This window comes from Quyinboa mangrovi, assembly GCF_042219825.1.
Lineage (GTDB): Bacteria > Bacteroidota > Bacteroidia > Bacteroidales > UBA5342 > JBHJHP01.
In genome coordinates, this window is the sequence record NZ_JBHJHQ010000002.1 from 332,077 (window position 1) to 344,762 (window position 12,686).

Below are 12,686 nucleotides of genomic sequence, written 5' to 3' on the forward strand. Positions count from 1 at the left end.
CCTTAAACTATTATTCTAATTTGGCTCAATTATTGCTTTGATAGCGGGAAAAGATTAGTTTTGCTTGAAACTTCCAATACGCTAACATGAATTACTTTGCACACGGGACTGCAGTTATTGATGATAATTGTCAAATTGGCGATGGTACAAAAATCTGGCATTTTACGCATGTAATGTCGGGGTGTACGATTGGCAATACATGTAATCTTGGTCAGAATGTAGTTATCTCACCGGATGTTGTTTTGGGAAATAATGTAAAGATCCAGAATAACGTATCCGTCTATACCGGCGTGGTTTGTGAAGATGATGTATTTCTTGGTCCTTCCATGGTATTCACCAATGTAATCAATCCCCGGAGTCATGTCAACAGGAGAGGCCAGTATGTAAGAACCTTGGTCAGGAAAGGCGCATCCATTGGCGCCAATGCCACCATTGTGTGTGGCGTTGAAATAGGTGAATATGCATTGATAGGAGCAGGTGCAGTGGTTACAAAAAATATTAAACCGTATGCATTAGTTGTTGGGAATCCTGCACGTCAAACCGGGTGGGTGAGTGTTTACGGTCATAAATTGAAGTTTGATGTAAATCAGGAAGCCGAATGTCCCGAAAGTCATCAGAGATACAGGCTCGATAAAGCAACGGATACTGTTATGCTGATAGATAAATGAAAAAGGAGAGATTACATATTGTTTTAGTAATTCTTTCAGCCTTGATACTTTCTTCATGTGTGGCGCAGAAAGAGTTGTCAATTGAAATACTGAAGCCGGCTACTGATCCTGTTTCCGGTTCATACAGTAGAATTTTACTGGTAGATAATACGGTTCAGCAGCCTGGCACTCTGGGAAATTACATGACAACAAAAAGGTATAATTATAGCGGCAAAATCCGGAGTCAAAGCAGAAAAGAACTGAAAGATACCTTACATGTTGATTCTTTAGGAATTTCATGTGTGCTGAATGCAGCCAATACCTTGAATCAGGAAGATTATCTGGATACCGTTGTCGTTTTGGAACGTAATCTTTCAAATAAGTCAAGGGCATGGACCAACCAGATGTTATCACCAAATCAGGTTCTGAATCTCGCCGATTCAAATCATGTGGATATTATAGCTTCCCTTGATTTGTTTTCTTATGTGAATGATTTGGAATACAATATTTTACCTGATAACTGGTTTATGGGTAATGAAGATAATTCCTACTATTCAGCTTACACAGAGTATTATACTATATGGCGGTTTTATGATGCAGGAACATTAAAGCTTCTTTCAACTAAAACGCACAGAGATACCTTGCTTTTTGATCTCGATTACATGGAAATAGATGATGAGAGTCGGCATGGGTTATTGGAAACATTAGTATCTGAGGCCGCCTGGGATGCAGGAAAAGCTTCTATATCCGATCTTTTTCCGGGATGGAAGAAAGTGCAACGGGTCTATTTTCAATCAGGATCTCCCGGAATAAGAGTTGGTAGTAGATATTATCAAAATGGTAAACCGGATGATGCATTCCGGGAATGGAAACTTGTTTATGACAGCGCCGGTGGCAAAATAAAGGCACGTGCTGCAGTTAATATGGCGTTTTACTATGAGATGCATGACGATCTGGAGAAAACAATGGAATATCTTGTGAATGCGAGGTACATATATCTTGATTCGAAAGTACTTTCGGAGTCAAGTCCGGATTATGACCTGATTCGTTCATATATTAGTGTGATAGAGAAACGATTAAAAGAAGATAAGCAAATAAAAGCACAGTTGAATATGAATTAAATTTATAATGCAGTAAAAGTGTAAGTAATATTTACCCGCTGAATCCGTTAAGTTTATATTGTATACCTTTTGAAGTAGAAGTAACCCTGATGAAGTTTTTTTATTATTTGAAATTTATTGGTGTGATGTTTTTGTTGTTTTCATGTTCCGGTGAAGACGATAAGTACGTTTATTCTACAGTTGAAAGGGGAGACTTCACAGAGAGCGTGCAGATTGAAGGTGTTGTGGATGCTGTAAACTCAGTTTCCGTTTCCTGTCCACGGATCTATAATGTTACTGTTTCCTATCTGGTGGAAGATGGTGAGTTAGTGAAGAAGGGGGATACGGTATGTATTCTGGAAAATCAGCAGCTGGTAACAAATTATGATAACAGATTAAAATCCTTAAGTTCTGCAAGAGCTCAATATACAAAACTGGAGGCCAGTCTTGCCATGAATAAAGCACTTCTTGAAGCTCAGGTAAAGAATAATGAAGTGCAGACCGCTATTGTATTTATGGATTCACTTCAGATGAAATACTCATCTGATGTACAAAAAAAACTGACCCGTCTCGAAATAGAAAAAGCTGAAATAACCCGTAAGAAGCTGGAAGACAAGCTTAATTCAACTGAAGAGATTAATAATGCAGAACTTCGTAAGATGACGCTACAGATCAAACGGTTTGAATTATATATTTCCCGGATTAAAGATGATCTTGATCAGTTGGTTCTGACTGCTCCGCAGGATGGTATGGCTACGATTGGAAGTCCCAACGGTGAAAAACTGAAAATCGGTGACAGGGTATGGCCGGGAGACGGAATTGTTAATCTGCCGGATATGCGGAGTGTAAAAGTATTACTCCAGGTGCCGGAAAGCAAGTTTAAACGCCTGAAAATGAAACAGCCTGTTGAAATTACCTTTGATGCTATTCCTGGTTTATTGGCAAAGGGCGAAATCAGTCATATGACACCTGTTGGAAAACCGGTAAGCAGAAATTCTAAAATTAAGGTTTTTGATGTTACAGTGATGGTAAATGAAACCAGTGAGATTCCTGACCTTGGAACAACAGCAAAATGTAATGTAATTATTAAACGGCAGGAAAATTGTCTTGTTATTCCGCAGATAGCCATTGAATCCATTGACAGTGTAAAATATGTATATGTTTTAAAAAAAGGGAAAATAAATAAACAGCAAATTATTACAGGTTATGAGTCTGTTGAAAATGCTGTTGTTTCTCGTGGTCTTGGTGAAAACGATGTTGTTCTGTTAAATAAGCCACAGGATTCTGAGGTTCATAAAATTAATTTTCTTGACACCACTCAAATCAACAATAACACAAATGATACAATTAATGAAAAATAAGCCACCTTTTAAGATAACTAATATTCTGTGGCTGATACTTGCGATAATTACTGTCTCGTGCAGCTCAAAAAACGGGAAGGAGATATCTGTATATAAAGCGCAAAAGGGAACATTTCAAATTGAAATAACAGAGGAGGGCGATGTAAACGCCACAAATTCAATCAATATAAGTACGCCAAACCTGTCTTCCTGGCGATATGGTAACCTCAAGATTTCCAGTCTGGTAACCGATGGAAGTAAAGTAGAAAAAGGGGATACGGTTGTTACATTTGATCCTTCGGAAGTGAATAAAGCTATTGTGGAATCCGAGTCGAGTCTGGAAATAAATCAGGCTGAGCTGGAACGGACACAGGCGCAGCATGAATCCGAAATTAAGGATCTGATGTCTGACTACCAGATTACTAAGATTAACAAGGAGATATCGCAGATAAAATTTGAAAATTCTGATTACTACTCCGAAATCGAACGGAAAAAGATTAAACTGAATCTTGAAAAGGCCGAGATTGAACTTGAGAAAGCACTTGAACAGATTGAGAACCGAAAAAAGATACAGCGTGAGGAAATCTCCCAGAAAAAACTCTCGATTGAACAGGCACGTTCCCAGCTTGAAGAGTCTAAACAAACTCTGAATGAACTTATTCTGGTATCAAAAAATCCTGGTATTGTGATCATTGCTGAAAACTGGAGTACCAACGCCAAATATCAGATCGGAGATCAGTGCTGGTCGGGACAGCCGCTGGTTCAGCTTCCTGACTTGTCAGAACTGAAAGCCACTGTTAAAATTAATGAGGTTGATATTTCAAAGATAAGGAAAGGACTGAATGTGGAAATTCGTCCGGATGCTTTTTCCGGGCAGGTTTATCATGGGAAAGTGGTATCTGTGGCTAATCTGGCTGTTAACAAGGAACGCAACTCTGATATAAAAGTCTTTCCTGTGGAAGTGCTGATTACGGATTCTACAGATAATAAACTGATGCCCGGACTTACCGTAAGTTGTAAAATAATTATTGATGAAATTAACGATGTCATGTTTGTGCCATTGGAAGCCGTTTTCTCAGAGATGGGGCAGGACTACGTATATGTAAAATCAGGTGGTAAATTTAAAAGACAGGATATAAAAACTGCGCAGTCCAACAACGATTTTGTTATTGTGGAGGAAGGACTGGAAGAAGGCGATGAGGTGGCTTTGGTCGACCCATTTGCAGTGGAAGAAGATACGAATACTAAATCAGCTAAAAACAAAGACGTATGAACCGGAAACTTAATTTCATATATCTGATTCTGGTTTTGCCGATGCTTTTTATTTCCTGTTCTGGCGAGGAGTATGCCTATAAGGAGGTTAAAAAGGGAGATTTTAAGCTTACGATTACCGAGACAGGAACGCTGCAGGCAGTCAATAAGAAAAGCTTTGTTCTGCCACGATACGGCCGCTACTGGTACGAAATGAAAATAACAGGAATTCTGGATCACGGAACTGCCGTTAAAGCAGGTGATTCAGTCATCCAGCTTGACCCGTCTGAAGTAAAGAAATATATCGCAGACAGAAAGATTGATCTTGAAACTCAAAATGCCAACATGCAAAAAATGGTGGTTCAACAGCAGATTGATAAAAGCAGTATGCTGGCAGCGCTCAGTAGTGAACAGGCAACATTTGAATTGAATAAGATCGAGATGGAGAGTGCCCGGTTTGCCTCTGAAAATGAACAGAAAGTGAAGGAACTGGAGTTTGAGCAGGCTAAGATAAGGCTGGAGAAAACCAAAAGAAAACTTGAGCTTGCTGATATTCAGCAGGAAAAAGAACGCCGGATTCAGGAGATCAGAATAGAACGTCTGGAAAATGAGATTGATAATGCGATTGATATTTTACCCAAACTAACCATTCGTTCACCCATCAATGGAATTTTTCAGGTGGGCTATAACCGCAGAACCGGAGAATTGCTGAAAATTGGAGACGAAATTTATCCGGGCAGGAATATGGGCGATGTCCCTGATATGACCTGGATGAAAGTTGAAACCGTATTGAATGAAACGGATATCAGCAAGGTAAAGGAAGGTTTACCTGTTAAGGTCAAACTGGATGCGTTGGATGGTGTGTTTTTCGATGGTACCATAACATTTATAAGCGGCCTCTGTCACAGATCCAACAACGAGTCAAGAAAAAAGGTTTTTGATGTTATTGTAACAATGGATGTATCGGATGAGCGGCTTAAACCTGGGATGACCGTGAGTTGTGAGTATGTCAGTGCCGATGAAAATGATGTACTGCTGGTCCCGAATGAATGTGTGCTGAATGAAGACGGGAAAAGCTATGTATATGTTTTAAAAGGACATAAACCGGTAAAAACAGAAGTGGAAACCGGTTTAAAGAATAATTCCGTTACCGTTTTGAAAAGTGACCTAAAGAATGGTGCCCGGGTCGTACCACTGAAAGAAATTATTTAAACAGGAAATTATGCAGTTTGAAGAAAATATACGTTTAGCGCTGACCGGTTTGTACGATCATAAATTCAGATCTTTTCTGACTATGCTCGGGATTATTTTTGGTGTAGCATCTGTTATTGCCATGTTATCCATTGGAGAAGGAGCTAAACGTGAGGCTATTGCCAAATACCAGGACTTGGGTGTAAATAATATTATTATTCGTGATAAAGATCTGTCTGATGCAGAACTTGAAGAAGTCAGAGCCAAATTTTCACCCGGTTTATCGCTCCAGGATGCTTCAACCATAAAGGAAATCGTTCCTTATGTGGAGGATGTGGCATCGCAGGCAGAAAAGAGCACAGATGTAAAGTTCTCAGATAAATCAGTTAAGTCTACCGTTATCGGAATTACACCTTCCTACATTGATATTTTGAACCAGAAAACAGATGAAGGAGAGTTTATAAATGAGGATCATTATAAACGGAACCTTAAAGTTTGTGTATTGGGTGCTGGTGTAGCCAAAGAACTTTTTGCCGGTGTGGATCCCATCGGTAAAAAAGTAAAGATAGAAGATCAGTGGATGGAAGTTGTAGGAACCATGCAGCCCAAAGCGCTTTTTACGGAGACGGTTGGTGAGCTGGCATCGCGTGACCTGAACAATGACGTTTACATGCCACTTACAACATTTAACAAACGGTTTGAGCGCTCAAAGAAATATGAAAGTGAGATCAGACAAATTACGGTCAAGATAAAGGAAGCCGGCATGCTGGTAGAAAGTTCGGAAGTGATCCGGAGCATTTTGAACCGGCATCATTTTAATAATGCGGATTTCAGCATCATCATCCCACTCGAACTGCTGAAGCAGGAAGAGAAGGAACGCAGGATTTACAATATTCTGTTGGGTGCTATTGCTGCCATATCGTTGCTGGTAGGAGGCATAGGAATTATGAATATTATGCTGGCAACGGTAATGGAACGTACCCGCGAAATAGGGATCAGACGGGCCATTGGTGCAAGAAAAGCAGATATAATGAGCCAGTTTGTGACAGAGGCAGTGGCCATTAGTATTACCGGTGGAATAATTGGCGTGTTGCTGGGTGTATCACTTTCTTTGCTGATATCGCTGTTCACGGATGTCAACACCTTTATCCGGCTCTACTCTGTATTTGTTGCATTTGGCTTCTCTGTGGTAGTGGGAATAAGTTTTGGATATCTTCCGGCTAAGAATGCATCGAACCTGAATCCTATTGAATCCATCCGTTACGAGTAAACGAAGAATTATGTTAATTGAAATAAACAGACTGGAAAAAAATTATCTCATGGGTGAGGTTTCTGTTCGGGCGCTTCGTGGAGTTGACCTGAAGATTAAACAGAACGAATATGTTGCCATCATGGGACCGTCCGGATCAGGCAAATCCACATTGATGAATGTGATTGGTTGTCTTGATGTGCCAACTGCAGGAGAATATCTTTTTAACGGAGTGGATGTAAGTATGCTGACGGATGACGAATTATCTGCGATGCGAAACAAGGAAATCGGATTTATTTTCCAGAACTTTAACCTGTTGCCGCGGTCAAGTTCACTGCACAACGTAGAGCTTCCGTTGATGTATGCCGGAATGACGAAGCATGAACGCTTAGAACGTTCAAAGGAAGCTTTGTCGCGTGTAGGCCTTTCTGACAGAATGGAACATAAGCCATCTGAATTATCGGGTGGACAAAGGCAACGAGTTGCTATTGCACGGGCATTGGTAACCAAACCCGGAATTCTTTTAGCGGATGAACCAACCGGGGCACTCGATACCAAAACCGGTTTGGAAATTATGAATTTGTTTGATCAGTTGCACAAGGAAGGAAATACCATCATCTTAATTACCCATGAACAGGAAATAGCGGATTACAGCGACAGGATTATCCACATAAAAGACGGCCTGATAGATACTGATAAGAAAAATCACAACAAAACCGAAACGCTAAGAAAATGAAACGTATACTATACATATTAAGCGCAGTTATTCTGTGCACATCAGGACTAAAAGCACAAAAACCGCAGGCACATCTTCTGGATCTTGAAACCAGTATAGCTATAGCAAAAATGTCGAGTTATGATATCCTTATTCTCAGGCAGAATATAAAAATGGCAGAGTTTAATCTTAAGGCCACAACCAGCAGCCTGAAAACACATGTGGATATGGATATGCAGGTGCCGGGTTTTTCCAATACCATTTATGAATTCAGGGATCCAACAGGAGTTGTGTCGTATAATCCCTTAAAGACGAATGCACTTTCAGGCAGATTAAGGGTTACACAACCTTTACCAACTGATGGAAATATTTTTCTGGAAGCTAACCCAAGTGTTATTACCGATTATACAAACAGTACCAGAACCTCGAGATTTAATACCGCCGTCAGATTGAACCAACCTTTAAATGCATTCTTCGGATATAATGATATTCAGACGAATTTTAAGACTGCCAAACTGAATTATGAAAGTTCTCAAAAAAGATTAACACGTGAAGAACTGAACCTGGTGTATAACGTAAGTAATAATTTTTATAACCTGTTAGCCATTCAGAAGAGGATGGATATTGCAAAACTGAATCTGGACAGGCAAAAAGAGGCATATGACATCGCTCAGAATAAATTCGCTGTGGGTCTTATTCGGGAAGTTGATGCGCTGCAGATGGAAGTGGATCTGGCCGAGGCTCAGAATAACTATGACCTTAACCGGGTGAACCTGGAGACGGCGTCTAATTCGTTCAAGGAGTTGTTGGGACTTCCCATTACTGATAGTATAACAATAGATGCCAATATGGACTATACTCCCGTTGTTGTGGAACTTGATAAAGCTCTGGAGTATGCCAGAAAAAGCAGACTTGAACTTAGGGAGCAGGATATCCAGATTGAACTGAATGAGCTGAATCTTAAACGGCAAAAAGCACAGGGGCGTATTTCCGGTGCTATAAATGCCTCTTACGGATTAACCGGAATTGATGATGAAGATAATCCCGGTGCGTTTAACCTGAACCAGACTACTGATCGTGTATTCACAAATTTAACAGACAGGGGCCCGAATTATGGCGTTTCCCTGGATATCAGTATACCAATTATTGACTGGGGTGAGAACAAAGCGCGGGTTAACAGGGCTAAGGCTCAGTTGCAACAGAATATTTATCAGAAGGAGCAACTTGCGCGGAGTATAGATAATGAAGTCAGAAATCTGGTTGCGAATTACAGCAATAGTTTAAAACGCCTGCAGCTGCTGGAGAAAAATGTTGCAGTAGCTGAAAAGAGTTTTAAAATCACATTGTCACGTTATTCAGATGGAGATATTGACAGTCAGGCTTTGGCGTTGGAGAGGGAACGTTTGAACAATGCTTATTTATCGCATTTGTCAGCTTACATAAACTACGAACTTTTGTTGGCCGATCTTATGCGTAAAACATATTATGATTTCAAGGAGCAAAGACCGATCAATTAATTGGACCGGTCGAAATGCTCGCGTGAATATTTTTTTCAGAGACAATCTGAGATCAAAACTATGATTGTTGAATTAATTCCATTTAATCGAGTAGGTCTATTCGTGTTTAACGAGAACATTGAAGCGTATTCAGAATTTGATTTTAGTTTTACTAAAAGTGATGATGTTACTAACTGGGATGGATATGAATTAGAAGATGAAGGTTTAGATATTTATACCGAAAAGAATTGTATCGTTTCAATCGCTTGTAGAAAAGAGTTGTTTTTTAAGGGAACTAACCTTATAGGGTTATCATTCAACACATTTACCAGGAAGTTTAAATTGAAGCCTTCTGGAGAGACAGATCAAATTTACATGCCTGTTAACGATGATTATCAGGAAGTTATCGAGTTTGATGAAATAGGAATACAAATTTGGCTAAGTGAAAATAAAATTCTAACCGTATTCTGTTCTCCTAAAGTAGATTAATTATTGAATCTTCAAGGAAGTCTGTTATTAACCGGTGCTGATGTATATTAGTGCCAGCAGTCAAATACTCACCTAAACTATAATAGGTTTAAATATTTTTTAAAATGCCTGATACAGTTTGCTGTAAATAAAATAATTAATATCTTTGCGCGTCGAAAATTAAGGATATAATCATTAATTAAATTTATAGAGAGTATGTTAAACAGTTATGAAACCGTTTTCATTTTAACTCCCGTTTTGTCTGAGAACCAGATGAAGGAAGCGGTAGAAAAGTTCAACAAGCTCCTGACTGATAACGGAGCTGAGATTGTACATCAGGAGAACTGGGGATTAAGGAAATTAGCTTATCCCATTCAGAAAAAATCAACAGGGTTTTACCAGTTGCTTGAATTCAAATCAACACCAGATTTGATCGCAAAATTAGAGTTAGAGTACCGTCGTGATGAAAGGGTCATTCGTTTCCTTACATTCAGATTGGATAAATACTCTATTGAGTATGCAGAGAAAAGAAGGTCGAATCTAAAAGCAAAAAAGGAGAACTAAGCCATGGCACAGAGTCAGTCAGAAATTAGATATCTAACACCGCCCTCGGTTGATATTAACAGAAAAAAATATTGCCGTTTCAAAAAGAACGGAATCAAATATGTTGATTACAAAGACCCGGAATTCCTTAAGAAGTTTCTTAATGAACAGGGAAAAATCCTCCCAAGAAGGTTAACCGGTACATCTTTAAAATTCCAGAGAAAAGTGGCTCAGGCCGTTAAGAGAGCCCGTCACCTGGCTTTATTACCGTATGTAACTGATTTGATGAAATAATTGAGGAGGATAGTATAATGGATATAATATTAAAGGAAGACATTATAGGTTTAGGATATAAAGACGACATTATCACTGTTAAGGACGGTTACGGCAGAAACTATCTTATACCTCAGGGAAAAGCAGTTGTAGCTACTGAGTCGGCTAAAAAGGTCTTGGCTGAAAATATGAAGCAGAGAGCTCACAAGCTGGCTAAAATCAAACAGGAAGCAGAAGAACTGGCAGGAAAACTTGGTTCAGTTAATCTGGTTGTTGGTGCAAAAACAAGTTCTACCGGTAAAATCTTTGGTTCAGTAAGCAATATTCAGATTTCTGAAGCACTGGAAAAAGAAGGTTATGATGTGGATCGTAAACTGATCAGCATTAAAGAAGCCGTGAAAGAAGTTGGTAAATATAAAGCAACGCTGAAATTGCATAAAGAAGTAAGTGTTGAAATAGGATTCGAAGTAGTACCGGAATAGAATTTCCAAATTACGATTTATCGTTTTTCAAACTATACAACCCCGATGCAAATCGGGGTTTTTTATTTTATATTTGTACCTCACTAAATCTTATATCATGTTTCTTGATCAGATAAAAAAGGGAAACAGGGCATTTGTTGCCTACTTACCCGCAGTCATGCTAATAATACTGTCATATTTTATTGGGCAGTTTATTTTATCTATAGTTCTAGGAGGTGTAGCCATGCTGAATGGAGGTGAACTGACAGAGGACGTCTTAAAATCAATGGATTTCAGCAGAATGGGGATCTCAAATAATGTGGGATTTCTGATTATTATGTCCTCCTTTCTTGTACCCTTTTTCGGACTTTTTTTTGCTAAGATTTTTCATCGCCGTCCGATGCTGACCTTTGTGACTGCACGAGAAAAACTGGATTTTAAACGCATAGGTTTTGCCATTCTGATATGGGGAATTATTCTGGGAGGGTCTACTTTGGCGGACTATTTTATGGATCCTGATAATTATGAAATAACCTTCGAAGCAAAGTCTTTTATATGGTTATTTCTTATTGCATTAATCTTTTTCCCTTTTCAGGTGAGCTTCGAAGAAATCTTTTTCAGGGGATATCTGTATCAGCTGCTTGGAAATATATTTAAATATCCGGTCATAGCCTGGATACTTACGTCCGTTCTGTTTGGTTTAATGCATTCGGCAAATCCCGAAGTTTATGAATACGGATTCTGGAAAATGATGCCTGGTTATGTGCTTCTTGGTGCTTTTCTTGGATTGATTACTATTCTGGATGACGGACTTGAAATGGCAATCGGGATTCATTTTATTAATAATTTTTTTCTCGCTGTTGGCGTAAATTATACCGGTTCTGCACTTAAGACTGATTCTGCGTTTCAGGTATTAACCATTGATCCGACATCACAGTGGTATGGTATTCTGATATCAGGATCGATTTTTATGGTTGTGGCCTGGTTGTTTTATCGGTTCAATGGTTTTAAAAAGCTGATTCAACCTGTCAGGATCAGCAAAACAACTTTAACAGAGGATTCGTTTTAATCTTTAGTAGTCTTTAGGGTAATCTCAACTATTTCCGGTCTGCAAAAGAACCGGAACGGAACACCAACCACACCAACTCCGGATGTGACATATAATTGCGTGTGTTTTACCTGCCTTAGGCCGTAACGGTATTTCTGGCCATAATCCGAGGGTAACAGGGGAGCCCAAAGTCCAAAGAGTGTTACCTGTCCACCATGCGTGTGACCGGACAACATCAGGTCTATCTTGTTGGTTTTTAATTCCTCCATATAGTCCGGATTATGTGACAATAAAATGCAAAAATCAGAATCTCTGACATCGTTGATGGTATTTTCTATCTTCTGGTCTGATTCCCATAAATCGCCTACACCACCTATTTTAATGCTGTCCCTACCTTCAGTAATCCAAAATGAATTGTTATGGCATAAGTTTATTTTACTCTCCCTGAATTTACGTATAACCTGTTGAGGGTCTTCAATAAACTCATGATTTCCAAGCACACCATATTTACCCATGGGAGCCTTGAGGATTTGCAGCGCATCAAAAACAGGAGCAATGTACTTTGCTTTCATGTCAATATAATCACCACTCAACAGGATAATGTCAGGTTGTAATGCATTGATCCGCTTTACAACTTTTTGTACTCTTTTTTCAGATATATATGGTCCTAGATGTACATCCGAAATAAAAACAAGCTTTTTGCCATTAAAAGAAGCGGGCAGGTTTTCAGAGTATATTGTGAGCTTTTTAGTTTTGATCCAGTAGGTCTCAATATAGGCGTAGGAGAGTATTAGTATTCCTGCTATTAGGAATGCAGTTGCATATTTCCATTTAAATAAACCAATCATTTTGCTGTCAGGACGAATTAAAAAGGGACCAGTAAAAATATCCGGTCCCTTTACGT

14 protein-coding genes are annotated in these 12,686 nt (G+C 39.1%); 13 read left to right on the forward strand and 1 reads right to left on the reverse strand.

The window, feature by feature from the left end:
- Positions 1-86 precede the first annotated feature (86 nt).
- The 13 genes from ACE1ET_RS04675 to ACE1ET_RS04735 all read left to right on the forward strand — a co-directional run bounded on the left by ACE1ET_RS04675 (position 87) and on the right by ACE1ET_RS04735 (position 11,803).
- Positions 87-668, forward strand: a complete 582-nt coding sequence (locus ACE1ET_RS04675) for an acyltransferase (RefSeq protein ID WP_375727205.1) — start codon at positions 87-89, stop codon at positions 666-668.
- Entirely contained in the window at positions 665-1,768 is a 1,104-nt protein-coding gene (locus ACE1ET_RS04680; protein ID WP_375727206.1) for a DUF6340 family protein, read from the forward strand. Before ACE1ET_RS04675 ends, ACE1ET_RS04680 begins: the two co-directional genes overlap by 4 nt.
- A gap of 89 nt (positions 1,769-1,857) precedes the next feature.
- Entirely contained in the window at positions 1,858-3,108 is a 1,251-nt protein-coding gene (locus ACE1ET_RS04685) for an efflux RND transporter periplasmic adaptor subunit (RefSeq protein WP_375727207.1), read from the forward strand.
- The gene (locus ACE1ET_RS04690) at positions 3,098-4,360 is read left to right on the forward strand and encodes an efflux RND transporter periplasmic adaptor subunit (protein ID WP_375727208.1); all 1,263 of its coding nucleotides are present in this window, start codon (positions 3,098-3,100) and stop codon (positions 4,358-4,360) included. Before ACE1ET_RS04685 ends, ACE1ET_RS04690 begins: the two co-directional genes overlap by 11 nt.
- Positions 4,357-5,550, forward strand: a complete 1,194-nt coding sequence (locus ACE1ET_RS04695; RefSeq protein WP_375727209.1) for an efflux RND transporter periplasmic adaptor subunit — start codon at positions 4,357-4,359, stop codon at positions 5,548-5,550. The genes ACE1ET_RS04690 and ACE1ET_RS04695 overlap by 4 nt, the downstream gene beginning before the upstream one ends.
- Before the next feature lie 10 nt (positions 5,551-5,560).
- The gene (locus tag ACE1ET_RS04700) at positions 5,561-6,799 is read left to right on the forward strand and encodes an ABC transporter permease (RefSeq protein ID WP_375727210.1); all 1,239 of its coding nucleotides are present in this window, start codon (positions 5,561-5,563) and stop codon (positions 6,797-6,799) included.
- Positions 6,800-6,809: 10 nt separating this feature from the next.
- Positions 6,810-7,514 carry an ABC transporter ATP-binding protein gene (locus ACE1ET_RS04705; RefSeq protein ID WP_375727211.1) on the forward strand — a complete coding sequence of 235 codons (705 nt, stop codon included), beginning with the start codon at positions 6,810-6,812 and terminating at the stop codon, positions 7,512-7,514.
- Complete coding sequence (locus ACE1ET_RS04710; protein ID WP_375727212.1) at positions 7,511-9,010, forward strand: TolC family protein; 1,500 nt, start codon at positions 7,511-7,513, stop codon at positions 9,008-9,010. The genes ACE1ET_RS04705 and ACE1ET_RS04710 overlap by 4 nt, the downstream gene beginning before the upstream one ends.
- A gap of 60 nt (positions 9,011-9,070) precedes the next feature.
- Positions 9,071-9,478 carry a hypothetical protein gene (locus tag ACE1ET_RS04715; RefSeq protein WP_375727213.1) on the forward strand — a complete coding sequence of 136 codons (408 nt, stop codon included), beginning with the start codon at positions 9,071-9,073 and terminating at the stop codon, positions 9,476-9,478.
- A 195-nt stretch (positions 9,479-9,673) separates the two neighbouring features.
- Positions 9,674-10,021, forward strand: coding sequence for a 30S ribosomal protein S6 (rpsF, locus tag ACE1ET_RS04720; RefSeq protein WP_375721190.1), 348 nt, complete (start codon positions 9,674-9,676; stop codon positions 10,019-10,021).
- 3 nt (positions 10,022-10,024) lie between these two features.
- On the forward strand, positions 10,025-10,294 hold the full coding sequence (gene rpsR / locus ACE1ET_RS04725) for a 30S ribosomal protein S18 (protein WP_375721189.1): 270 nt from the start codon (positions 10,025-10,027) through the stop codon (positions 10,292-10,294).
- Positions 10,295-10,311: 17 nt separating this feature from the next.
- Positions 10,312-10,755 carry a 50S ribosomal protein L9 gene (rplI, locus tag ACE1ET_RS04730; RefSeq protein WP_375727214.1) on the forward strand — a complete coding sequence of 148 codons (444 nt, stop codon included), beginning with the start codon at positions 10,312-10,314 and terminating at the stop codon, positions 10,753-10,755.
- Between the two features lie 97 nt (positions 10,756-10,852).
- The gene (locus tag ACE1ET_RS04735; RefSeq protein ID WP_375727215.1) at positions 10,853-11,803 is read left to right on the forward strand and encodes a CPBP family intramembrane glutamic endopeptidase; all 951 of its coding nucleotides are present in this window, start codon (positions 10,853-10,855) and stop codon (positions 11,801-11,803) included.
- On the opposite strand, the gene ACE1ET_RS04740 is transcribed toward ACE1ET_RS04735, so the two are convergent.
- Entirely contained in the window at positions 11,800-12,630 is an 831-nt protein-coding gene (locus ACE1ET_RS04740; protein WP_375727216.1) for a metallophosphoesterase, read from the reverse strand. The genes ACE1ET_RS04735 and ACE1ET_RS04740 overlap by 4 nt on opposite strands.
- Positions 12,631-12,686 lie beyond the last annotated feature (56 nt).